Annotated in this window: 19 protein-coding genes; 6 read left to right on the forward strand and 13 right to left on the reverse strand. The window is 72.7% G+C overall.

Features of this window, described 5'->3' with window-relative positions:
- Positions 1-113: 113 nt before the first annotated feature.
- The 3 genes from eccE (at position 114) to ACFV7R_RS38235 (ending at position 5,962) form a co-directional block, all read left to right on the forward strand.
- Positions 114-1,478, forward strand: coding sequence for a type VII secretion protein EccE (gene eccE, locus ACFV7R_RS38225; RefSeq protein ID WP_385272545.1), 1,365 nt, complete (start codon positions 114-116; stop codon positions 1,476-1,478).
- Positions 1,478-2,251, forward strand: a complete 774-nt coding sequence (locus ACFV7R_RS38230) for a hypothetical protein (RefSeq protein WP_385272548.1) — start codon at positions 1,478-1,480, stop codon at positions 2,249-2,251. The genes eccE and ACFV7R_RS38230 overlap by 1 nt, the downstream gene beginning before the upstream one ends.
- Before the next feature lie 351 nt (positions 2,252-2,602).
- Positions 2,603-5,962 carry an SCO5717 family growth-regulating ATPase gene (locus ACFV7R_RS38235; RefSeq protein WP_385272551.1) on the forward strand — a complete coding sequence of 1,120 codons (3,360 nt, stop codon included), beginning with the start codon at positions 2,603-2,605 and terminating at the stop codon, positions 5,960-5,962.
- 93 nt (positions 5,963-6,055) lie between these two features.
- Here ACFV7R_RS38235 and ACFV7R_RS38240 read toward each other — a convergent pair whose 3' ends face one another.
- The 9 genes from ACFV7R_RS38240 to rimP form a co-directional block, all read right to left on the reverse strand.
- Positions 6,056-7,003: a bifunctional riboflavin kinase/FAD synthetase gene (locus ACFV7R_RS38240; RefSeq protein ID WP_385272554.1), complete on the reverse strand. Its 948-nt coding sequence runs from the start codon at positions 7,001-7,003 to the stop codon at positions 6,056-6,058.
- A 131-nt stretch (positions 7,004-7,134) separates the two neighbouring features.
- Positions 7,135-10,668, reverse strand: coding sequence for a trypsin-like peptidase domain-containing protein (locus tag ACFV7R_RS38245; RefSeq protein WP_385272557.1), 3,534 nt, complete (start codon positions 10,666-10,668; stop codon positions 7,135-7,137).
- A gap of 244 nt (positions 10,669-10,912) precedes the next feature.
- Positions 10,913-11,818 carry a tRNA pseudouridine(55) synthase TruB gene (truB, locus tag ACFV7R_RS38250; RefSeq protein WP_385272560.1) on the reverse strand — a complete coding sequence of 302 codons (906 nt, stop codon included), beginning with the start codon at positions 11,816-11,818 and terminating at the stop codon, positions 10,913-10,915.
- Entirely contained in the window at positions 11,815-12,261 is a 447-nt protein-coding gene (gene rbfA, locus ACFV7R_RS38255) for a 30S ribosome-binding factor RbfA (protein ID WP_129801139.1), read from the reverse strand. The genes truB and rbfA overlap by 4 nt, the downstream gene beginning before the upstream one ends.
- Before the next feature lie 38 nt (positions 12,262-12,299).
- Positions 12,300-12,593 carry a DUF503 domain-containing protein gene (locus ACFV7R_RS38260; protein ID WP_129801140.1) on the reverse strand — a complete coding sequence of 98 codons (294 nt, stop codon included), beginning with the start codon at positions 12,591-12,593 and terminating at the stop codon, positions 12,300-12,302.
- Positions 12,594-12,803: 210 nt separating this feature from the next.
- On the reverse strand, positions 12,804-15,899 hold the full coding sequence (gene infB / locus ACFV7R_RS38265) for a translation initiation factor IF-2 (protein WP_385272565.1): 3,096 nt from the start codon (positions 15,897-15,899) through the stop codon (positions 12,804-12,806).
- Between the two features lie 146 nt (positions 15,900-16,045).
- Positions 16,046-16,342, reverse strand: a complete 297-nt coding sequence (locus tag ACFV7R_RS38270; RefSeq protein WP_129801141.1) for a YlxR family protein — start codon at positions 16,340-16,342, stop codon at positions 16,046-16,048.
- Between the two features lie 102 nt (positions 16,343-16,444).
- Complete coding sequence (gene nusA / locus ACFV7R_RS38275) at positions 16,445-17,431, reverse strand: transcription termination factor NusA (RefSeq protein WP_385272568.1); 987 nt, start codon at positions 17,429-17,431, stop codon at positions 16,445-16,447.
- 2 nt (positions 17,432-17,433) lie between these two features.
- Positions 17,434-17,943, reverse strand: a complete 510-nt coding sequence (gene rimP / locus ACFV7R_RS38280) for a ribosome maturation factor RimP (protein WP_385272571.1) — start codon at positions 17,941-17,943, stop codon at positions 17,434-17,436.
- A 194-nt stretch (positions 17,944-18,137) separates the two neighbouring features.
- Here rimP and ACFV7R_RS38285 point away from each other — a divergent pair, with 194 nt between their 5' ends.
- From ACFV7R_RS38285 to ACFV7R_RS38295, 3 genes are read left to right on the forward strand one after another with little or no spacing between them, the layout of a single operon-like run.
- On the forward strand, positions 18,138-18,653 hold the full coding sequence (locus ACFV7R_RS38285) for a hypothetical protein (RefSeq protein WP_385272574.1): 516 nt from the start codon (positions 18,138-18,140) through the stop codon (positions 18,651-18,653).
- Positions 18,650-19,153, forward strand: a complete 504-nt coding sequence (locus ACFV7R_RS38290; RefSeq protein ID WP_385272577.1) for a ferritin-like domain-containing protein — start codon at positions 18,650-18,652, stop codon at positions 19,151-19,153. The genes ACFV7R_RS38285 and ACFV7R_RS38290 overlap by 4 nt, the downstream gene beginning before the upstream one ends.
- A 27-nt stretch (positions 19,154-19,180) precedes the next feature.
- Complete coding sequence (locus ACFV7R_RS38295) at positions 19,181-20,080, forward strand: aminoglycoside phosphotransferase family protein (protein WP_385272580.1); 900 nt, start codon at positions 19,181-19,183, stop codon at positions 20,078-20,080.
- Between the two features lie 61 nt (positions 20,081-20,141).
- Here the strand turns inward: ACFV7R_RS38295 and ACFV7R_RS38300 are convergent, their stop codons facing one another.
- The 4 genes from ACFV7R_RS38300 to ACFV7R_RS38315 all read right to left on the reverse strand — a co-directional run.
- Complete coding sequence (locus tag ACFV7R_RS38300) at positions 20,142-21,845, reverse strand: proline--tRNA ligase (protein WP_385272583.1); 1,704 nt, start codon at positions 21,843-21,845, stop codon at positions 20,142-20,144.
- Positions 21,846-21,954: 109 nt separating this feature from the next.
- On the reverse strand, positions 21,955-22,524 hold the full coding sequence (locus ACFV7R_RS38305) for a GNAT family N-acetyltransferase (RefSeq protein ID WP_385272586.1): 570 nt from the start codon (positions 22,522-22,524) through the stop codon (positions 21,955-21,957).
- A gap of 87 nt (positions 22,525-22,611) precedes the next feature.
- The gene (locus ACFV7R_RS38310; RefSeq protein ID WP_385272589.1) at positions 22,612-23,460 is read right to left on the reverse strand and encodes a GNAT family N-acetyltransferase; all 849 of its coding nucleotides are present in this window, start codon (positions 23,458-23,460) and stop codon (positions 22,612-22,614) included.
- 254 nt (positions 23,461-23,714) lie between these two features.
- The coding region (locus ACFV7R_RS38315; protein WP_385272592.1) for a flavodoxin-dependent (E)-4-hydroxy-3-methylbut-2-enyl-diphosphate synthase at positions 23,715-23,987 on the reverse strand (273 nt) is incomplete at its 5' end.

Raw genomic sequence — 23,987 nt, forward strand, 5'->3', positions numbered from 1 at the left:
CCGGCCCCTACTATGCCTGTTGCGTGGCCGTACCTGTGTCACGGGTAGGGTGCTCGGGGCTTCAAGTGGCCTGTGCTGCAGGGAATTCGGGAGAGTTCGGGGGGTTTGGAGTGATGGCTTCCGTACCGCGGGCCCGGTCGCGATCGCAATCCGGGGCACGATCGGGTGGCGACGGCCGGTCGGGTTCCCATGGCCCCGCATCCGCCGCGCCTCGTACGACGGGTCCGGCCGCGGCCGTCGGCAGTGCTGTCACGCCCCGGCTGAGGGGGCGTTCGGGCCGCGGTGGTTCCTTCGCGGTGCAGCGGCTGGTCCTGCTGGAGCTGGCGGCGGCGCTCGTGGTGTGCGGCTGGGTCATCGGCACGTATGCGCTGGTGCCGACGGCCGTCATCGCCGTGGTTCTCGTGGTGCTTGCGGTCGTACGACGCCGTGGGCGTTCCCTGCCCGAGTGGCTGGCCGGCGTGCAGGCCCTGCGGTCCCGCCGCCGGAGAGCCGAGAACACGCCGGTACCGCCCGGCACCGACGCCGGGCTGGCGCCCGCCGTCGAGTGCGACCCGAGCCTGCGCACGTACAGCTACAGCCGCGGCGACGACCGCGACCAGCGGCCGGTGGGCATGGTGGGCGACGGGGGCTTCCTGACCGCGGTGCTCCAGGTGGAGGCGGACGCCGGTGCCCTGCGCGCCGAGCGCAGCCTCAGACCGCTGCCTGTGGCGCTGGTGCGGGACGTCCTGGACGTGGACGGGATACGGCTGGAGTCGGCGCAGATCGTGGTGCACACCCAGCCCGCGCCCGCACCGCATCTGCCCCAGCAGTCGGTCGTGGTGACCAACTACACACAGCTCCAGGCGGGGACCGCCTCCCCCGCGGTCCGCATCATGTGGATCGCCCTGAAGCTGGATCCCGAGTTGTGCCCGGAGGCCGTGGCCGCGCGCGGCGGTGGGCTCGTCGGGGCGCAGAAGTGCCTGGTGCGGTCGGCTGAGCATCTGTCGAGCCGGCTGACGGGTGCCGGGTTCCGGGTGAGCGTGCTCACGGAGGAGGAGGTGACCTCCGCCATCGCCACCTCGGCCTGCGCCAACCCGATGGTGACGGCCCAGGCCGGGCAGAGCGAGGCGCCCCGGCGGCGGACCGAGGAGTCCAGCCGCAGCTGGCGCTGCGACAACCGCCGGCACACCACCTACTGGGTGCGCCGCTGGCCCGCGCTCGGCGGCTCCTCCGGCGTCGGACTGCCGCAGCTGGTGGCGCAGTTGACGGCGGTACCCGCGCTGGCGACGACGTTCAGTCTGACGCTGGCCCGCGGTGATCGGCAGGACGTCTCGGTCACCGGGCATGTGCGGATCACCGGCCGCAGCAGCAGCGAACTGGCCACGTCGCGGCGTGACCTCGAGCGTTGCGCACGGCAGATGCGGACGGGCCTTGCGCGTCTGGACCGGGAACAACTCCCCGGCGTTCTCGCCACTCTGCCGCTCGGAGGTGCCCGCTGATGGCCATGACGACATCCACCCGTACCTCCCCGGCGGGTGCCGACGGCGCGCCGGGCACCGGCTTCGCGGAGCGCCTGCGCACCGGCTTCGGCCTGCTGGGCCCCCGGCACCCGCGGCACGCGCTGCCCGTGGAGCAGGTCGACGCGCTGTCCCTGCCCATCGGGGACGACGGCGTCGTGGTGGGCGTCAACGCGGAGGGTCAGCCCGCCGTGCTCGGGGTGAACCGTCCCACGCCGTACGACATCGTGCTCATCGGCGGTCTGTGGACGGCGCAGGTGCTCGCGCTGCGGGCGGCGGCGACCGGAGCGCGGGTGGCCGTGGAGACCGGCAGGGCACAGCAATGGGCGCAGGTGGTCCAGGCGGTGGGCGGCGGCCAGTCCGGGATGACCGTGCACGACGTGGGGCGGGTGCCCCCGCAGGGTGCCTCTGCGGGCGGGCCTGTTCTCGTGATCCGTGACTGCGGCATGCGTCCGCCGCGCGGGCGCGTGGCGTCGACGCCCTGGCAGTCGGTGCTGACGCTCCTGCCGTATCTGAGCCCGGTCGCACCGCGGTTGATCCGCCAGGCGCGCCTCGTCGGCGTGCAGCGCGTCTCACCTGACGAAGCGGCGGAGATAGGGCGGGTGACGGGACTGCCCCGCGCCGAGTACGAGTCCCTGCCGACGCTCGCCGACGGCGTGACGCTGTGGTGCACGGAACGGGACCGTCAGTACGTGATGACGCAGCCGACGGACGCCGAGATCGGATTGCTGGGTACCGCGCGGCGGATGGACTGAGGGACTGACGGTTCGACTCCTTGGCCGTCATGGGGTGGTTGAGGGGGTTCCGTATCCAATCGTGAGCGGCCCGGCGCCGTTGTTTCCCGGTTTATTTGCTGGTGTGGTGGCGCGTACGGTTGTAGCTGACAGGTTGTGTCTGTCGCGGGCGGGCGATGAGGGTGGAGGGCCTGCCGGGGCTCGTCCTGTGGTGATTAGGCTGGGACCTGGCGCGACGCCAGAACCCGTGGAGCGGGCGTCGGCGTCTGCAGGGGGAGAGCCGGTGGATCGGACGACCTCGAACACGTACGGACGACAAGAGCTGGTCGCCCCAGCACGGCATGAGGGTGCTCGACCACACCAGGAGGAACTGTGAGCAGCGATCGGGACGGGATCCGCGGGGGCTGGGCAACGCCCGGCGATGACCAGCCCGACGCGGAGTCCCCCGTCGAGACGACGGGCGAGTTCACCATCGACTACGCGCCGCCTGCCTGGTACACGCAGAACGCGTCGGGGGGTTCGTCGTCGGCTTCGTCCTCGTCGTCGCCTTCTGCGGGTTCTCCGTCGCCCTCCTCCTCGGCTCCTTCGGCGCCTTCAGCGCCTTCAGCGCCTTCAGCGCCGGAATACCTGCCCGGGTTGACTCCGCCGGTGCACTCGGCTCCGGGGGCTCCTTTCACACCGCCGCCGCCCGCGGCTGCGCCCACTCCTGGAGCGCCCTTCACGCCTCCTCCGCCGGCGCCTGCGCCCGGAGCTCCCTTCACGCCTCCGGTCACTCCTCCGGCGCCTGCGCCCGGGGCTCCGTACACGCCGCCCGCGCCGCCGACCGGTGGGCCGGCCGGCGTGCCCAGGCTTCCGGTGGGGAGTGGGTTCGAGCCGCAGCGGCCCGAGGCGGAGACCGGGGACGGCACTTCTGCCGATCCCATCTCTCCTGCGGCCGTGCCGAGCATTCCGGTCGGTGGGTTTGCGTCGCCGGCGGGCTCGGAGGCCGCGGATGCTTCGGACGAGGCCGACTCCGGGAACGGTGACCTGGAGAGCGGTGCCACTATGCGGTTCTCCTCGGTCGCCCTGAAGCGGGAGATCCAGGAGCGGGCTGCTGCCGCGGCAGAGGCAGAGGCCGCTGCCGACGCATCGCAGGACGCGGAAGGCGAGGACGAGGCGGACTCCCCGGCCGACGCCGAGGACGAGGCCTCCGAAGAGGTCACGGACGCGGGCGACGCGGCTGACCAGGACGACGCTGCCGCCGCTGTCGCGGACGACGTCGACGACGTGACCTCCGTGGACGTCGACCCGGAGGGCGCGGAGCCTGCCGGGGCGGAACCGGAGGATGCCGGGGCGGAGGTCGTCGAACAGGCGGCAACCGCGGACGGCGAGACGGAGGACGCCGAGCCGGAGGACGCCGCTCCCGCCGACGCCGAGCCGTCCGACGCCGAGTTCTCCGACGACGGGGCTGCCGAACCGTCCGATGCCGTGCCGGCCGACGCCGCGCCGTCGGATGCGGCGCCTGCGGATGCGTTGCCCTCGGACACGACGCCTCACGACGACGCCCCCCAGGACAGCACCCCCGAGGACGCCGTACCGGCCCCGTCCGACGCGCCGCAGGACACGCCGTCGGCCTGGAAGCCCCCGCCGACGCCGCAGGGCGGGCTGCCGCCGTTGCCGCCGTCGTACCAGCCCGCGGCCCCGGCACCCGCCGCCCAGTGGCCCGCGCAGCCCCAGCCGCAGCAGGCGGAGCCAGCCGCGCCCGCGCAGCCGCAGCCGCCCGTGCCGCCGCAGCAGCCCACCTTCCAGCCGCAGCCACCGCAGCCCGCGCCGGCCGCCTGGACTCCGCCGCCTGCACCGACGCCGCCGGCCCCCTCGCCCGCCGCACCGCAGCCCGCCCCCGGCTTCCCGCCGGTCGGCACCCCGGCTCCGGCCGCCCAGCAGCCGGGCTCCGCGCCCACGCCCAACCCTCAGCAGGGCTACGGCTTCCCGCCCCCCGGCGTGCCCAACGCCCAGGGCGGCTACGGCTTCCCGCAGCCCGGCACCCCGGCCCCCACCGCCGCCAACCCCCAGCCGGAACAAGCACCTTCCGCCCCCCAGGACCCGGCCGGCGCACCGGGCGGCTACGGCTTCCCGCAGCCCGGCACCCCGGCCTCCGCCGCCCCGAACGCCCAACCGCACCAAGCCCCTTCCGCCCCCCAGGCACCGACCCCGCCCCACACCCCAGACGGCTACGGCTTCCCCCGGCCCGGCGCCATCCCCAACACCCCGCACGCCCCCAACTTCCCCGCCCAGCCCGGCGGTTACGGCTTCCCGCAGCAGCAGCCCGGGCAGCAGGGGCACCCCGGCGTGCCCCCACAGCCGGCGCAGCCGCAGCCCGACGCCCAGAACCCGGCCGGCGCCCCGCAAGGAGCCCCGCAGGGCTTCGCGCCGCAGATCCCACAGCAGCCCCAGCCTCCGCAGCAGCCCCAGGCCCCGCACCAGCCGCCCGTAGACCCCCGAGCCGGTACTGCCTGGCCGCAGCCCGTGCAGCATGACCAGCGGCAGCCCACCAATCCCGGTGCCGCGCCGCTCGGTTACACCGCGGCCGTGGAGCTGTCCTCCGACCGACTGCTCAACAACAAGCGGCAGAAGCCGAAGAGCGGCCGGCCGACCGCGGGCTCACGGTTCAAGCTCGGCGGCAAGAAGGAAGAGGCCGAGCGGCTGCAGAAGCTCCAGCTGATCCGGACGCCGGTGCTGTCCTGCTACCGCATCGCCGTCATCAGCCTCAAGGGCGGCGTCGGCAAGACCACGACGACCACCGCGCTGGGCTCCACCCTCGCCAGTGAGCGGCAGGACAAGATCCTCGCGATCGACGCCAACCCGGACGCCGGTACGCTCGGCCGCCGGGTGCGCCGCGAGACCGGCGCCACCATCCGTGACCTCGTCCAGGCGATCCCGTACCTCAACTCGTACATGGACATCCGGCGGTTCACCTCGCAGGCCGCCTCCGGCCTGGAGATCATCGCCAACGACGTCGACCCGGCCGTGTCCACGACCTTCAACGACGAGGACTACCGGCGCGCGATCGACGTCCTGGGCAAGCAGTACCCGATCATCCTCACCGACTCGGGCACCGGTCTGCTCTACAGCGCCATGCGCGGTGTGCTCGACCTCGCCGACCAGCTCATCATCATCTCGACGCCGTCCGTGGACGGTGCGAGCAGCGCCAGTACGACACTGGACTGGCTGTCCGCGCACGGGTACGCGGACCTCGTCTCCCGGTCCATCACCGTCATCTCGGGTGTGCGCGAGACCGGCAAGATGATCAAGGTCGAGGACATCGTGACGCACTTCGAGACCCGGTGCCGGGGCGTGGTCGTCGTTCCCTTCGACGAGCACCTGGCCGCCGGTGCCGAGGTCGACCTCGACATGATGCGGCCCAAGGTGCGGGAGGCGTACTTCAACCTCGCGGCCATGGTCGCCGAGGACTTCGTCCGCCACCAGCAGATGCACGGCCTGTGGACGAGCGACGGCAACCCGCCGCCGGTGGCCGCGCCGCCGCTCCCGGGCCAGCCCACGCCGGGACAACCTGTGCCGGGCCAGCCCATGCCGGGACAGCCGTACCAGCAGCAGCCCGGCCAGCCCTACCCGCAGCCGGGACAACCGGGACAACCGGCGCACCCGGCTCAGCCCCCCGCCCACCCCGGCCAGCCGCAGCCCGGCCAGCCCTACCAGCCCTACCCACAGCCGGGCCAGCCGTACCAGCAGTAACCGCAGCCACCACACGCAAAGGGCGGCCGGTGCCCCGTAGGCACCGGCCGCCCTTCGGCGTCGTACGCGCGACTACTGGCGCCGTACGCCCGACTACTGCGCCGCCGCGACCAGTTCCCGGCACTTCTTCACGTCGTCGGCCATCTGCTCGAGCAGGGCCTCCAGGGTGTCGAACTTCGCCTGTCCGCGTACGAAGGCCAGGAAGTCGACGGCGACATGGAGCCCGTACAGGTCCAGCCCCACCCGGTCGATGGCGTACGCCTCGACCGTGCGTGCCGTGCCGTCGAACTGCGGATTGGTGCCCACGGAGATCGCGGCCGGCATCGCCTCGCCCTCCACATGCAGCCAGCCCGCGTAGACCCCGTCGGCCGGGATGGCGGTGTGCGGCAGTGTCTCGACGTTCGCCGTCGGGAAGCCCAGCTCGCGGCCCCGCTGGGCGCCGCGCACGACCACGCCCTCGACCCGGTGCGGACGCCCGAGGATCTCGGCGGCACCCTCGACGTCGCCCTCGCCGACCAGGCGCCGGGTCAGCGTCGAGGAGAAGGGTTCCCCGCCGCCCGCCTCGCCGGTCACGTACAGATCCACGACCTCGACCTCGAAGTCGTAGACCTTGCCCTGCTCGGTGAGGAAGTCCACGTTGCCCGCGGCCTTGTGGCCGAAGCGGAAGTTGGGGCCCTCGACGACCGCCTTGGCGTGCAGCTTGTCGACCAGGACCTTGACGACGAAGTCGGCCGGCGACAGCTTCGAGAACTCCGTCGTGAAGGGGAGGATGAGGACCGCGTCCACGCCCAGCTCCGCCATCAGTTCGGCGCGGCGGTGGTGCGGGGCGAGCAGCGGGGGGTGGCTGCCGGGGCGGACGACCTCGCTGGGATGCGGGTCGAAGGTGACGACGACGGTGGGAACGCCCAGCTCGCGGGCGCGTTCCACGGCATGCCGGATGATCAGCTGGTGTCCGCGGTGGACACCGTCGTAGGAGCCGATGGTGACGACGCTGCGTCCCCAGTCCTCGGGGATGTCCTCCAAGCCACGCCAGCGCTGCACTGTGACCGCTCCTCGAACCCGTGTCGGTACTTGCCGTCTACCTCTTACGCAGGTCTAAGGGTGCCATGCCGCGGGGGTCCGGCCCGCATCGGCATGGGGGGCTGTGACCTGACCCACGTGCCGGTCCCCGGTCATGCGGGGACCCGGACGCCGGCCAGGTTCTCGATCATCCGGCGGGTGCTGGGGCCGACCACCACGGCCCAGTCCTGCGGGGCGTCGGCCAGCCAGCCCGCGGCCCGTGCGGCGAAGCCCGGTACCTCGCGGCCGAGGTCGACGAGAGTGCGGTCGAAACGGGTGGCTCCGTCCGGAGTGCGGACCAGGAGCAGGCCGGTGTGGTGGACGAGGTCGCCCAGGTCGTCGGCGTCGTGCCGGGCGGCGGCGCACAGCAGGGACTCCAGGACGGCGGGCGTGCACTCGTGGGCGAGGAGGAAGGCGCGCAGTTCGCGGCGCAGGGGGCCGGGGCCGGCGAGCACGGCGGCGAGCGCGGTCCGCACCGGCTCCGGTCCGCCGTCCAGTACGCCGGTGACCAGCGGGAACAGTACGGTCCGGGCGAGGGGTCCCTGGTCGAGGCGCCGGTCGACGTACGCGGCGACGGATGCGGCACGGTCGGGGCGCCGCGCCACGGCTTCCCGTACGAGATCGGCGACCCGGCGGGCCAGCGCCGGTGTCGTGACGTCGGCGAGCGCGAGCAGCGCCGCCCCGGCGTCCGGCCGGTGCAGCCGGGTGCGGAAGGCGTCGAGGACCGCCTCCGGGTGGGTGGGCAGGGCCGCGGCCAGCGCGCTGGGCGGCAACTGGGGATCGCCCGCCACGAAGTGTTCGAGCGCCCGCGGGAGGTGGCGGGCGCGGGCGCGCGGATCCTGTACGAGGATGCCGAGCGCGCCCCCGTGCAGCGTGCCGTCGGCGGGGCGGGCGAGCAGCGTGAGGGCGGCGTAGCGCAGGAGCTGCCGGTCGGCCTCGGTGCGCGCGTGCGGGGCGGCGCGCAGTCCGTACGCCACCGCCGCCACCCGCCGCGCGGGCCGCTCGTCGTGCGCCCACCGGTCGACCGCCCGGCACACGGCGGACGGCTCCTCCTCGGCGAGTACGGCGAGCAGCTCGTCGCCGCGCGGGTGCGCGCTGTCCACGAGCACCTCGGTGAGGTCGTCCAGCGCGCGGTGCCGGTACGTGTGCAGCAGCGCCTGTGCGGCCGTGGCAACGGTGGCGTGCGGGGTCGCGGGCAACGGCCGCTCGTCGTCGAACCAGCGGGCGAGATGCGGTTGTACGGCGGTGGGGTCGGCGGCGAGGAGGTGTGCGGCCGCGTCGAGGTACCGGGTGCCACCGGCGGTGGTGTCGGCGCGGACCAGCCGGCGCAGCAGGTCGAGACGCTCGGCCTCCGGCAGCGGCAGGGCCGTCCAGAAGGCGGGCCCGAACTCCGCGGGGACGGGCCGCTGTTGCCGCCGCCAGTCGGCGATGCCGTCGGCGAGCAGCCGCAGGACACCGACGTACGGCGTGGCGTCCGGCACGCCGCGCAGGACCTCGGCGAGCAGGCGGGCGGCCCACCAGGAGCGCGGGTCGGCGTCCAGGGCGTGCACCAGCTCCTCCAGGCGGCCGGCGAGTGGGCGGGTGCCCTGCTGACGGGCGACGAGGAGGAGGGCCTGGAGGACAGGGCCGATGCGGTGGTGCGGAACGGGGTGGGGGTGCGGGGTGTGCGGGGTGAGGGGGCGGTGGACCAGGGCGCGCAGGGCCTCGTCGAGGTCGAGGTGGGTGCCCTGGATCCAGTCGGCGAACTCCTCGTGCGCGAAGCGGTAGCCGGTGCCGGCAGGGACGAGGAGGCCTTCGGTGAGGACGGCGGCCGCCCAGCCGGCTCCGCCGCCGAGCCGAGCGGGTGCGGGTCCCCACGGGAAGACGGCCTCGAACGACTCCCGGTCCAGTTCGCCCGGTCCGGGGCCGAGGCTGCGCCGGGCGGCCTCGTGGACCTGCCCGGCCACCCTCGCCGCGAGGCGCCGTACGGCGGTGCCGCGCAGGCCGTTCTCGGCGGCGAGCCGGACCGCGACACGCAGGCACATCAGGTCGAGGTGGGCGGAGAGGACGTCATGCCGGTCGACGGCGCTGCCGGCCGGGGCGTCCGGGAGCGCCGCGCGGACCTCGGAGAGGAGGCGGAGGGTGAGGGGGTGGCGGGCATCGGGGCCGGTGAGGGCGTCCTCGGGCAGGCCGTAGCGGGCGCGGGCCTCGCGGGCCTCGGCCTCGTCCAGGTCGCCGAGGTGGACGCAGGGCGGAAGGCTGCCGGGGCCTTCGTCGTACCGCCCGCCCGCATGCAGGAACTCCCGCGGGAACTCCGCCCCCGCCCGCTCCCAGTACTCCGCCCGGCACGCGACCACCAGCCGCGCCCCCGTCTCCCGCAGCCACCTCGCCGTCCCGTCCGTCCACTCGGGCAGCCGGTGAGCCAGAACCGGCGGCATCTCCTCGGGACCGTCGAGCAGCAACAGCAGGGGGCGGCCCGCGGCGCGGGCCAGGGCGGCGACCCGTTCGGGCCGGACGTCGCCCGGGCCGGCGGGGTCGGGGGCCTCAGGATCGCCGCACAGGCCCCCGGAATCGGCGTCACCGCCATCCACCGAGGAGCCGTCGGGATCGGCATGCCGCAGGTCGGTGGGCAGGTCGGCGCCGGACGCCGCCACGATGCGGGCCGCCCGGGTCAGCGCCCGGCGGGCGGCGTCCGCGACCGAGGCGTCGTCGTCCCTCAGGTCGGAGCCGTGCAGCCACAGCGTGGGGGCCGGTTGCGCGCCCCGGCTGCGGCGGTCGGCGAGGGCCGCGAGTTCCGTCGTACGACCGCTGCCCGGCGGCCCGACGAGCCCGAGGACGACGGCCGGCCCCGCGGTGAACGCGGCGAACTCCCGCACCGTCGCCACCCGTTCGACCGGCTGAACCGCGTCGAAGACAGCCCCGGCAACCGCCCCGCCCGGCCCGTCCTGCCCCACCGACGTGCCCGTCAGCTCCAGTACTCCGGCAAGGTTGAGGTCGGCCCCGTACGCAGGCACCGTCGCGGCGTTGCGGGCGAGCAGGTCGGCGAGTGGGCCGCTCTCGGTGCGGTGCAGCGGAACGGCGAAGCCGGTGTCACGGTGACCGGCCTGCAGGGCGGTGCCGAGGACCGCGACCACGGCGCCGGTCGTGACGTCGACGACCGGTCCCCCTGCCGCGCCGCCGCCCAGCCGCAGTGCGTCCCTGCCGGCTGTACCGATCGCCAACTCCAGTACGTCGTCGAGGACATGGAACCCGTCCGTGGCCGTGTACGTCACGCCGGTCGCGCCCAGCACACGGGCCTCCCGCCAGCCGCCGGCGGCGATCCGCACATACGTGCCGCTCTCGATGCGGTCCCGCACGGTGACGGGGAGCGGGTTCGCGCCGAGGCCCTCGGTCTGTACGAGAGCCAGGTCGAGCTCGGGCAGCGGGGTCACGGCATCGGCGGTGACGACACAGCTGCGGCCCCCGGCGTCGTGGAGAACGAGGCGGGTCAGGCCGTCGACGGTTTCGTGGCTGGTGAGGACCGTGCCGTCGTGGTCGGCGACGACACCCGTGCCGCGCGGGCGTCCGGCGAGGTCGTGGATGCGTACCAGGGCGTCGTGGTGTGGCGCGCGCCCGGCGTTCTCACTCGAGCCGGCCTGCGGTGCGGTCCTCCGGCCCCGTACCGCCATGGTCGAACCTCCCCCGTCGTACATGTGCCCTGCGTTCGACGGTAGGGGCGGGATGATCAGACGGACAGATCGCGGGCCCAACGCGCCCCCTTGCACTCCCCCGGTTCACTCCGAGCGCCTGCCCGGACGGGTGAACGGGAAGGGGTCGTTGGATACACCCTAGGGATGGGGGAACCGAGGGGGACCGTGGAGCGGCGGGAGTGCACGACCCCGTGACCGCCGCTCCACGGGCAGTCCCGAGCCGTCAGCCGAAGACGGCGAGGCTCTTCGCCTTGCCCCGCTGCTCCTCCACGAGCGCGAGGAAGCGGCCCTCGGGGTCGAAGACGGCCACCGGGCCACGGTCCGCGTACACGTCGGGCATGTCGAGCCGGACACCGTTGGTGAGCAGCCGGGCCCGTCTGGCGTCCACGTCCCAGCGCGGGAACGCGGCCGCGGCGGCCTCGGCGATCGGCATGACGGTCAGCTCCTCCTGGAGCTGGTCGAGGGTACGGGCCGAGTCGAGCTTGTACGGTCCGACGCGCGTCCGGCGCAGCGCGGTGAGGTGGCCGCCGACGCCGAGGTCGGCGCCCAGGTCGCGGGCGAGGGCGCGGATGTAGGTGCCGGAGGAGCAGACCACCGACACGACCAGGTCGAGCACGGGGGTGCCGTCCTCGGCGACGGCGTCCCGGACGTCGTACACGCTGAACGACGACACCGTCACCCGGCGGGCCGGGATGTCGAAGTCCTCGCCCTCCCGCGCCCGCTTGTACGAGCGCACACCGTTGATCTTGATGGCGCTGACCTTGGACGGTACCTGCATGATGTCGCCGGTCAGCTTGGCGATCCCGGCGTCGATGGCTTCCCGGGTGACCTTCGAGGCGTCGACCGACCCCGTGATCTCGCCCTCGGCATCGTCCGTCACGGTCGTCTGGCCCAGGCGGATCGTGCCCAGGTACTCCTTCTCGGTCAGCGCGAGGTGCCCGAGGAGCTTGGTCGCCTTCTCGACGCCGAGGACGAGGACGCCGGTCGCCATCGGGTCGAGGGTGCCGGCGTGGCCGACGCGGCGCGTCCTGGCGATGCCGCGCATCTTGGCGACCACGTCGTGCGAAGTGAAGCCCGACGGCTTGTCGACGATGACGAGGCCGTCGGGCGTGGTGTGCTTCTGGGTCATTCGGTGGTGTCGTCCTCGTCGTCACCCGGCTTCTTGTACGGGTCGGCGTCTCCGGCGTATGTGGCGCCGGTGGCCGCCTCGCGCACCTTCTCGTCGGAGGCGCGCGCCTTGTCGAGGAGGTCCTCGATGGTCCGGGCGGTGTCCGGGAGAGCGTCGGCGACGAAGGTCAGGGTCGGCGTGAACTTCACACCGGCCGCCCTGCCGACCTCGGAGCGCAGGATGCCCTTGGCGCTCTCCAGACCGGCGGCCGCAGCTGCCCGCTCCTCTTCGTCCCCGTACACGGTGTAGAAGACGGTCGCCTCCCGCAGATCGCCCGTCACCCGGGTGTCCGTGATGGTGACGTGCGAGCCGAGCCGCGGGTCCTTGATCCCGCGCTGCAGCTTCTGGGCCACCACCTCTCGGATGAGGTCCGCCAGCCTCTTGGCCCGCGCATTGTCGGCCACTGGTCCGTCTCCCGTTCTTTCCTGTCTACGTTCTTCGGTCAGTCGTCGTCGCCGTGGAAGCGGCGTCTCACGGACAGCAGCTCCACCTCGGGGCGGCCGGCGACCAGCCGCTCGCACCGGTCCAGTACGTCCGTCAGGTGCCCCGCGTCGCCGGACACCATCGCGAGACCGATGAGGGCCCTGCGATGAAGGTCCATGTGATCCACCTCGGCCGCGCTCACGGCGTACTTCCGCTGGAGTTCCGCGACGATCGGACGGACGACGGAGCGTTTCTCCTTCAGCGACCGTACGTCGCCGAGAAGCAGGTCGAAGGACAGCGTCCCCACATACATGTGTGCAACCGGTTCACCCGCCGGTACGGGATCGATGGCCCCGCTGTTCAGTCGGCAGGGACATCAAGAAAGGTACAACGAACGGGCGGACGGCTCGACGGGATTCTTTGTCGCCCGCCCAGGCCGGGGCTGGGGGCGAAGCCCCCCGGTACACGGCACGCCGGCCGACGGGAACCATGTCCCGCCGGCCGGCAAAGAAACCGTCGGCTGTTACACCCGCGGCTTCTCCCGCATCTCGTACGTCGCGATGACGTCGTCCACCTTGATGTCGTTGAAGTTGCCGAGGTTGATACCGCCCTCGAACCCTTCGCGGATCTCGGTGACGTCGTCCTTGAAGCGACGCAGGCCCTCGATGTTGAGGTTCTCCGCGACGACCTTGCCGTCGCGGATGAGACGGGCCTTGGTGTTCCGCTTGACCTCGCCGGAGCGGATGAGAACACCCGCGATGTTGCCCAGCTTGGACGACTTGAAGACCTCGCGGATCTCCGCCGTACCGAGCTCGACCTCCTCGAACTCCGGCTTGAGCATGCCCTTGAGGGCCGCCTCGATCTCCTCGATCGCCTGGTAGATGACCGAGTAGTAGCGGACGTCCACACCCTCGCGCTCGGCCATCTGCGCCGCGCGGCCGGCCGCACGGACGTTGAAGCCGATCACGATGGCGTCGGAGCCCATCGCCAGGTCGATGTCGGACTCCGTGACCGCACCGACACCGCGGTGCAGGACGCGGATGTCGACCTCTTCGCCGACGTCCAGCTGGAGCAGGGAGGACTCCAGGGCCTCGACGGAACCAGAAGCGTCACCCTTGATGATCAGGTTCAGCTGCTGGACCTCGCCGGCCTTGAGCACCTTGTCCAGGTCCTCGAGCGAGACACGACGCGTGCGCTTGGCGAAGGCCGCGTTGCGCTCGCGGGCGGCACGCTTCTCCGCGATCTGGCGGGCCGTACGGTCCTCCTCGACGACGAGGAAGTTGTCGCCCGCGCCCGGGACGTTGGTCAGGCCCAGGACCTGGACCGGCGTCGACGGGCCCGCCTCGGCGACGTTGTTGCCGTTGTCGTCGAGCATGGCGCGCACACGACCGTAGGCGTCGCCCACGACCATCGTGTCACCGACCCGCAGCGTGCCTCGCTGGACGAGGACCGTCGCCACGGCACCACGGCCGCGGTCGAGACGGGACTCGATCGAGATGCCCTGCGCGTCCTGGACCGGGTTGGCCCGCAGGTCGAGCGAGGCGTCGGCCGTGAGGATCACGGCCTCCAGCAGGGAGTCGATGTGCAGACCCTGCTTGGCGGAGATGTCGACGAACATCGTGTCGCCGCCGTACTCCTCGGCCACCAGACCGTATTCGGTGAGCTGACCGCGCACCTTGGTCGGGTCGGCGCCCTCGACGTCGATCTTGTTGACCGCGACGACGATCGGGACGTCGGCCGCCTTGGCGTGGTTGAGCGCCTCGACCGTCTGCGGCATGACGCCGTCGTTGGCCGCGACGACCAGGATCGCGATGTCGGTCGACTTCGCACCACGGGCACGCATGGCGGTGAACGCCTCGTGACCCGGGGTGTCGATGAAGGTGATCTTGCGCTCTTCGTCGTTGACCTCGGTCGCGACCTGGTAGGCACCGATGTGCTGGGTGATGCCGCCGGCCTCGCCCGCGATGACGTTCGTCTTGCGGATGGCGTCGAGCAGTCGGGTCTTACCGTGGTCGACGTGGCCCATGACGGTGACGACCGGCGGGCGGACCACCAGGTCCTCGTCGTCGCCCTCGTCCTCGCCGAACTCGATGTCGAAGGACTCGAGCAGCTCGCGGTCCTCCTCCTCGGGGCTGACGATCTGAACCGTGTAGTTCATCTCGCTGGCGAGGAGTTCCAGCGTCTCGTCGGAGACGGACTGGGTCGCGGTGACCATCTCGCCGAGGTTCATCATGACCGCGACGAGCGACGCCGGGTTGGCGTTGATCTTCTCCGCGAAGTCGGTGAGCGACGCACCGCGCGACAGGCGAATGGTCTCGCCGTTGCCGCGAGGCAGCATCACACCGCCGACCGACGGGGCCTGCATGGCCTCGTACTCCTGACGCCTCTGCCGCTTCGACTTACGGCCACGACGCGCGGGACCGCCGGGACGACCGAAGGCACCCTGCGTGCCACCACGGCCACCGGGACCACCGGGACGACCACCGAAGCCGGGACGGCCACCGCCGCCACCGGGACCACCCGGACGACCGGCGAAACCGCCGCCACCGCCACCGGGACCGCCGGGACGGCCGGCGAAGCCGCCACCGCCACCGGGACCGCCGGGACGGCCGGCGAAGCCGCCGCCACCCGGGCGACCGCCGCCACCGGGACGACCGCCGCCACCGGGACCACGGCCACCGGGGCCACCGCCACCGGGACGCGGGCCGGCAGCAGGACGCTGCGGCATCATGCCGGGGTTGGGACGCGGACCACCGGGACCGCCGCCGGGACGCGGGCCGCCGCCCTGCGGGCGGGGCATGCCGCCCGGGGTGGGACGCTGACCGCCCGGAGCCTGCGGACGAGGACCGCCCGCCGCGCCCTGGGGACGGGGACCGCCCTGGCCCTGGCCCTGCGGACGCGGGGCGCCGCCGGGAGCACCGGGGCCGCCCGGACGCGGGGCGCCGCCCGGACGGGGCGCCTGCGGGCGCGCCATGCCGGTGGAGCCACCAGAGGTGAACGGGTTGTTGCCCGGACGGGGACCGGCCGGACGGGCACCGGGACGCGGGGCGCCGCCACCCGGGCGCGGAGCGCCGGAACGGTCACCGCGGTCACCACGGCCCTGGCCGGGGCCACCCGGACGCGGGGCGCCCGGACGCGGGGCCTGGCCGGCCGGACGCGGGGCGCCCGGACGCGGACCGGAGCCCTGGGAGGCGGCCGGTGCGGCGGGAGCCGACGGGGGCGCCGTGAACTCGGGCGTGGTCGGAGCCGGGGACGCCGGGGCGGGCCGCGGCGCGGGCTTCGGGCCCGGAGTGGGACGGGGGCCGGGAGTGGCCGGCGCGGCAGGAGCCGCGGGCTTCTCGGCGGCCGGCTTGGGGGCCGGCGGGCGCGGGGCGGCCGGACGGGCAGCCTGCACCGGGGAGGGGGCTGCCGGCTTCGCCGGGGCAGCCTTGCGTGCGGGGGCGGACTTGCCGCCTCCGTTGCCCTGCTGGAGGGCGTCCGTCAGCTTGCGGACAACGGGCGCTTCGATGGTCGAAGACGCCGAACGGACGAATTCACCGAGTTCCTGGAGCTTGGCCATGACGACCTTGCTCTCAACCCCGAACTCCTTGGCGAGTTCGTATACCCGGACCTTAGCCACTTCGCTCCTTTTAGGTCCGGGTTGCGGCCGGACCGTCGCTACTTCATGGGCGTACTCATCGCGTACTCATCGAGTGCTCATCGCAATCTCGACCTGCTTTCGACTCGCGAGGTACCAGGGCCGCACGGGGTTCCGTACGACGCTTCTTACGGTGTTGCCTGCTCAGCAACTGTTGTCTGCTCGACGTACCGGCGCAACGCCTTTGTGTCGAGCGCACCCGGGGCGCGCAGCGCCCGCGTGAACGCCCGGCGGCGTACCGCCTGGTCGATACAGACCAGGGCGGGGTGCACATACGCACCCCGGCCGGGCAGCGTACCGCGAGGATCAGGGACACATGCGTCCTTGATCGCCACGATGCGCAGCAGATCCGTCTTGGCCGCTCGCTCCCGGCACCCCACACACGTGCGTTCAGGGCATGCGCGGGCAGGCGTCCGGCCAGACACGGTTAAGTCTACCTCCCCGTACCGACCTCACCCCTTTGGGGCAGAGATCGAACAGTTGCTGCACACAGATCTGTCGTGTTCCTAGCGCCCTGCGGTCTGGATCTATTCCCCGGGCTGTTCGGTGTCCGGACGGATGTCGATCCGCCAGCCGGTGAGGCGGGCCGCAAGCCGGGCATTCTGCCCCTCCTTGCCGATCGCCAGCGACAGCTGGTAGTCCGGCACCGTCACGCGCGCGGAGCGGGCCGCCATGTCCACGACATCGACCTTGGACACCCGCGCGGGGGACAGCGCGTTCGCCACCATTTCCGCCGGGTCGTCCGACCAGTCGACGATGTCGATCTTCTCGCCGTTCAGCTCGCCCATCACGTTGCGCACCCGGCCGCCCATGGGGCCGATGCAGGCGCCCTTGGCGTTCAGACCCGACCGGGTGGAGCGGACGGCGATCTTGGTGCGGTGACCGGCCTCGCGCGCGATGGCCGCGATCTCGACCGACCCGTCGGCGATCTCCGGCACCTCCAGGGCGAACAGTTTCTTCACCAGATTGGGATGCGTCCGGGACAGGGTCACCGAGGGGCCGCGCACGCCCTTCGCCACTCGTACGACGTACGAGCGGAGCCGCATGCCGTGCGGGTACGTCTCGCCCGGCACCTGCTCCTGCACCGGCAGGATCGCCTCCAGCTTGCCGATGTCGACGAGCACGTTCTTGGGGTCGCGCCCCTGCTGCACCACGCCGGTGACGATGTCGCCCTCGCGGCCGGCGTACTCACCGAGCGTGGCGTCGTCCTCGGCGTCGCGCAGCCGCTGCAGGATGACCTGCTTGGCGGTGGTCGCGGCGATCCGGCCGAAACCGGACGGGGTGTCGTCGAACTCGCGGGGCTCCTGGCCCTCCTCGAGGTCCTCGGGATCCTCCTTCGCCCACACGGTCACATGTCCGGTCGCCCGGTTGAGCTCCACGCGCGCGTGTCGGCGGCTTCCCTCGGTGCGGTGGTAGGCGATGAGGAGGGCCGCCTCGATCGCTTCGACGAGCAGGTCGAAGGAGATCTCCTTCTCCCGAACCAAGCCCCGCAGGGCACTCATGTCGATGTCCACGGCTACGCCTCCTCCTCTTCCTTCATGTCCTTCTTGTCCTTGCGGCTGAACTCGACCTGGACGCGCGCCCTGGCGATGTCCTCGAAGGGCAGCCTGCGCGCCGTGGGCTTGCGCCCCTTGACCCCGGGCACCTCGAGGTCGACGCCCTCGTCGTCGACGGTGAGGATCCTGGCCACCAGCTCTTCGCCCTCGGCCAGCTGGAATCTGACCAGCCGGCCGGTGGCGCGCACATAGTGCCGGTGCTGTGTGAGGAGGCGTTCCGCGCCCGGGGTTCCGACCTCGAGGGTGTACTCGCCCTCGCCCATCGCGTCCGTCTCGTCGAGCTTCGCCGAGAGCACACGGCTCACATCGGCGATCCGGTCCAGGTCCGCTCCGGTGTCGGAGTCGACGACGACGCGCAGCACCCGCTTGCGTCCGACGGAGTCCACTGCGATCTCTTCGAGATCGAGGCCCTGGGAGGTGACGAGCGGTTCCAGCAGTTCTCGCAGCCTCTCGCTCTGGGTGGTGCTCATCCGGGTGACTCCTCGGCCGCGTGTGCTGTTGTGGGTTGGTCGCGTGTCTGGTCAAAGGGTATCCGGTCGCAGGGAGTGTTGCCGTCCACCTGTGTTCGAGCGGTGCCGATGAGTGGTCGGACACGTGTACGCGGGTACGGTGATCACGGGCGTGCCGCCCTGTCCTTTCGTACGAGCCTTCGAGGACGTCAGCCGTGCCGTTTCCCCTGTCTCCGCGCACCCGTTCGGGACCGCGCAGAAGGACCCTGCTCGCCTCGGCCGCGGGCGTCGCGTTCCTCACGGGCTGCTCCGGCGGACCCGAGGACTCCGGCGCCACCGGCGGCAGTCCGTCCGTCACCGACCGGGCACGCGCGCGTGCGGCCCGGGACAGCGGCGGACTCGTGGACGAGTACGACGCGGTGATGGCCGTACATCCCGCGCTGGCCGAGCGGTTGCGGCCGTTGCGGGACGAGACCGCGCGGCATGCCGAGGCGTTCGGGGACACGACGGCGAAGGCGTCGCCCACGGTTTCCGCACCGTCCTCGGCACCGTCCCCGGTGCCGAGCAGCGAGAAGGCTGCACTCGCGCGGCTCGCGGGCGCCGAGCGGGCGCTCGCGGACCGGCGGGCCGAGGCGCTGCTCGACCTGCCGGGCGAACTGGCACGGCTGTTGGCCTCGGTGGCGGCGGCCGGGGCGGCGCACGCGTACCTGCTGACGGAGGGTGAGAGATGAGCGAGGCGGAGGACGGGGAGCTGCGGGCACTCCAGGCGGCGCTGGCCGCCGAGCACGCCGCCGTGTACGGGTACGGGGTGGTCGGCGGGAGGATCGACGAAGGTCGGCGCACGGAGGCGCGGGCGGCGTACGACGCCCATCGCGCGCGGCGTGACGCTCTGGTGCGCGCGGTGCGGGACCTGGGCGGTGAGCCGGTCGCCGCGGCCGGCGGATACGCGTTGCCGTTCCCGGTGACGGACTCGACGACGGCCGTACGGCTCGCCGCCGAGCTGGAGGAACGTGTGGCCGGCGTGTACTCCGACCTGGTGCGGGCGGCCGGGGGCGGGCTGCGGGGCACGGCCGTGGCAGCGCTGCGGGAGGCGGCGGTGCGGGCGGTGCGCTGGCGCGGCGGGAGCGTAGCCTTCCCTGGTCTCGCCGAGCGGGCGGTCACGGACCCGGGGCCGGAAACGGCCACTCCCCCGGCCTCGGCACCGCCTTCGGCTTCGGCGCCGGCGGCGTAACCCGTACAGAAAGGAATCGACTCGCGTATGGCTTTCGAACCGCCGCGGCGTCTGGTCAGGGCGCTCGGTGAGAGCGCACCGGACGGTGACGCCTGGTTGGAGAAGCTGCCGGAGGTCGCCCGACGGGCCGTTGCTCTACGCGAGTTGACCGTGGAACGCGTGCAGGTGCCGGGCGGGCGGAGCAGCCTGGTGCTGCTGGTGCGGCGGGCGGACGGGACGCCCGCGGTGCTGAAGCTGGCGCCGCCCCGGGCCCGGCCGGAGAGCGAGGGGGCCGCGCTTGCGCACTGGGGCGGTCTGGGCGCCGTACAGCTGCTCGAACCGGTCGCCGACGACGGCGCGCTGCTGCTGGAGCGGCTGCATCCGGATGTGTCGGTGCGGTCGCTGCCGGAGGCGAAGGCGCTGCTGGAGGCGGCGGGCACGCTGCGGCGGCTGTGGGTGGCGCCGCCGGGAGAGCACACCTTCGAGACCGTGGCCGAGCGGACCGGGCGGCAGGCCGAGGCGATGCGGGCGAGTGTCGCGGCCGACCCGGATGTGGCGCCGCTGGTCGATGCGGCGCTCGCGGCCCGTGCGGAGCTGCTGAGCGCACCGCCCGAGCACCGGCTGCTGCACGGCACCTTCCGGCAGAGCAAGGTGCTCGCCGGTGACCGGATGCCGTGGCTGGCGGTGGGGCCGGACCCGGTGGTCGGGGAGTGCGCGTTCGATCTGGCCCGCCTCGTCCGCGACCGGGTGGAGGACCTGATCGCCTCGCCCTCGGGCGCCGCGACGACCCGCCGGCGCGTCAAGCGCCTCGCCGAGTCCCTGGACGTCGACCAGGAGCGGCTGCGCGGCTGGACGCTGTTCCGGGCCGTGGAGTCGGGGGTGCGGGCCCGCCGGGTGGGGCGGACTCAGGACGGAGAACTGCTGCTGGAGTTCGCGGGCTGGTTGTGAGGCCCGCCGGGCGCTTCCGGGGACGAGCAGCTTCCGCCGTCCGTCCCCGGAGGCCGCAAGGTCACGCCGTGAGGCGGGCGATCGCCTCGTCGACCGGGAGTTCCTCGCGCTCGCCGGTCCTGCGGTCCTTCAGCTCGAGCACGCCCTCGGCGGAGCGGCGGCCGGCGACCAGGATCTGCGGGACGCCGATCAGCTCGGAGTCGGTGAACTTCACGCCCGGCGAGACGCCGGCCCGGTCGTCGACCAGGACGCGAACGCCGGCCGCGGCGAGCTTCTCGGCGACCTCGAGGGCGAGCTCGGTCTGCAGGGCCTTGCCGGCGGCGACGACATGCACGTCGGCCGGGGCGACCTCCTTGGGCCAGCACAGGCCCTTGTCGTCGGCGGTCTGCTCGGCGAGGGCGGCCACCGCGCGGGAGACGCCGATGCCGTAGGAACCCATCGTCACCCGGACCGGCTTGCCGTTCTGGCCGAGGACGTCGAGCTTGAGGGCGTCGGTGTACTTGCGGCCCAGCTGGAAGATGTGGCCGATCTCGATGGCGCGGTCCAGCTTGAGGCCGGTGCCGCACTTCGGGCAGGGGTCGCCCTCCTGGACCACGACCACGTCCACGTACTCGTCGACCTCGAAGTCACGGCCCGCGACGACGTTCTTCGCGTGCGTGTGTTCCTTGTTGGCGCCCGTGATCCACGAGGTGCCGGGGGCCACGCGCGGGTCGGCGAGGTACTTGACCTTCTCGCCCAGACCCTGCGGGCCGACGTAGCCACGGACCAGGTCCGGCCGGCCCGCGAAGTCCGCCTCGGTGACCATCTCGACGACGGCCGGGGCGAAGTGTGCCTCGACCTTGTCCATGTCGACCTCGCGGTCGCCGGGGACGCCGACGGCGACGATCTCGCCGTCCACCTTGACGAGGAGGTTCTTCAGGGTGGCGGAGGCCGGGACGCCGAGCGATGCGGCGAGGGTCTCGATGGTGGGGGTGTCCGGGGTCGGGATCTCCTCGGCGGCCGGGACGTCGGCGGCGTCCACCGGCTTGAGCTCGTACGAGATCGCCTCGGTGTTGGCTGCGAAGTCGCAGTGGGGGCAGTCCGCGAAGGTGTCCTCGCCGGCGCCGGCCGGGGCGAGGAACTCCTCCGACTTCGAGCCGCCCATCGCGCCCGCGGTCGCGGCGCAGATGCGGTAGTCGAGGCCGAGGCGCTCGAAGACCTTCTGGTAGGCCTGGCGGTGCAGGGCGTACGACTGGGCGAGGCCCTCGTCGGCGAGGTCGAAGGAGTAGGAATCCTTCATCAGGAACTCGCGGCCGCGCAGGATGCCGGCCCGGGGCCGGGCCTCGTCGCGGAACTTGGTCTGGATCTGGTAGAGGATCACCGGCAGGTCCTTGTAGGAGGACGCCTGGTCCTTCACGAGGAGGGTGAAGATCTCCTCGTGGGTGGGGCCGAGGAGGTAGTCGCCGCCCTTGCGGTCCTGCAGGCGGAACAGCTCGGGGCCGTACTCGTCCCAGCGGCCGGTCGCCTCGTACGGCTCCCTCGGCAGCAGGGCGGGGAGCAGCACCTCCTGGGCGCCGATCGCGTCCATCTCCTCACGGACGATCCGCTCCACGTTGGCGAGGACCTTCTTGCCGAGCGGCAGCCAGGTCCACACCCCGGCGGCGGTACGGCGGACGTAGCCGGCGCGGACGAGCAGCTTGTGGCTGAGGACCTCGGCGTCCGCCGGGTCGTCGCGCAGCGTCTTCGCCATCAACTGGGACATGCGCTGGACCGGTGCGTTCGCCATCGTTCTCGTACTCCTGCCGGATGGGGGTCCCCCCGCTCGTGCGAAGCCGAGAGTGGGGGAGGGTGATGGCAAGGAGGTTAGCCGGGCGGTGCCGGACGGTGGAAATCGGTTAACCGCGGCGGCGGAGCGGGAGGGGGGCGCCCATCACGGCGTACGGCTTGGGGGCGCTGGGGAAGAAGACCTGGCGGGCGAGGTCGACGTAGCCGAGGGAGTGGTACAGGCCGCGGGCCGGGCTGTCGGTGTCGATGGCGGAGAGGATGGAGCGGGGCTCGTCGGCGGTGTCGGTGATCGCGGTGATCAGGCCACGGCCGATACCGCGGTTCTGGTAGCGCGGATGCACATGCAGCTCGGTGATCACGAAGGAGTTGTCGAGCCAGTCGTCGAGGCCCTGGGCGCGGAGGTAGGGCTCGACGATGGTGGACCACCAGTGGGTGCGGTCGTTGGGCATGCCGTACACAAAACCCACGAGGCGTCCGTCGGGGGTGGTGGCGCCGAGGGCGCGGGCGCCCGGGTAGGTCATGTGCCGCAGCACGATCTGCCGGCGTACGGCGATCTCGTCGGCGCCGAGGCCGAACGCCACCGCTTGGACGGCGAGGGCTTCGTCCACCCTGGACGGGAGGTCGAGAGGGCCGATCACGATGTCTTCACGGTGGTGGGGGTCGTGACCGGGAAAGCGCATGGAGGGAGCGTACAGGGGGTTACTGTCCTCGTCCCGGTGCAGGTGAGTGGGGGCCGGTCGCGCAGTTCCCCGCCCCCCTGGGTCGGTTCAGAACAGGATGCTCATGAAGGCACCGACCTCCTGGAAGCCCACCCTTCGGTACGTCCGCCGCGCCGCCGTGTTGTAGTCGTTGACGTACAGGCTGACCACCGGGGCGACGTCGGTGAGGGCGTAACGCAGGACCGCTGCCATGCCGGGAGCCGCAAGGCCCCTCCCCCGGTACTCGGGGGCCACCCACACGCCCTGGATCTGGCAGGCGCGGTCGGTCGCGGCGCCGATCTCGGCCTTGAAGACGACCTTGCCGTGCTCGTCGAGGCGGGCGAAGGAGCGGCCGGAGCCGACGAGTTCGGCGACGCGGGCCTGGTAGAGGAGACCGCCGTCACCGGCCAGCGGGGAGACGCCGACCTCCTCCGTGAACATCGCCACGCAGGCCGGCATGATCGTCTCCATCTCGTCCTTGCGGACGCGGCGGACGTAGGGGTCCGGGGCGATGTCGGCGGGCATGCGGTCGGTGACCATGAGCGGCTGGTGTGCGCGGACCTCGCGGGCCGGGCCCCACTGCGGTTCGAGGAGACGCCACAGCTGGGCGGTGGGTTCGGCGGGGCCCACGATGGAGGAGCAGCGGCGGCCCGCCCTTCTCGCCCGGTCGGCGAAGGCGCGGACCGCGCGGGGCGTGGCACAGATGGGGACGAGGTTGGCGCCCGCGTAGCACAGGGACGTCAGCATGCCGTCCTCGTACCAGCCCCACATCTCGCCGCCGAGCCGCCAGGGGTCCAGTCCGGCGACCTGGACCCGGGACGTCACGAAGGCGTTCGCCACGGGCTCACGGTCGAGGACGGCGAGCGCGGCGTCCAGGTCGCTCGGTTCGAGGACCCGGGAGGTCGTCTGGGTCAGCACGGGCGGGGCCTCAGGGTCGGATCTGCTGGTCCCCGCACTGTACCTGCGGAAGCTTTGCCGCGCCGCCCTGTGTGGGTTGCCGCTCGTTTGAAGGTGATCGTCGGCCACCTCCCGCCCTGGGGGCTGCCGCCCCCGGACCCCCGCTTCGGCCCTGAACGGGCCTCGTCCTCGAACTCCCTCGCTCTCGGCTTCGCTCGAGCGGGGGGGACCCCCACGACGGGCTGAGAATGCCGACCGGCGCCGAAAGCAAACCCTCAGCCCGCCACCGACACCGACGGCTCGCCCGACGTCACCCCGTCCGTCTCCATCTGCTCGGCCAGCTTCATGGCCTCTTCGATCAGCGTCTCGACGATCTTGAACTCGGGGACGGTCTTGATGACCTCGCCCTTGACGAAGATCTGCCCCTTGCCGTTGCCGGAGGCGACGCCGAGATCCGCCTCGCGGGCCTCGCCGGGACCGTTCACCACACACCCCATGACCGCGACGCGCAGCGGGACCTCCATGCCCTCAAGGCCGGCGGTGACCTC

The organism is Streptomyces sp. NPDC059866 (genome assembly GCF_042731325.1).
GTDB lineage: Bacteria > Actinomycetota > Actinomycetes > Streptomycetales > Streptomycetaceae > Streptomyces > Streptomyces flavusporus.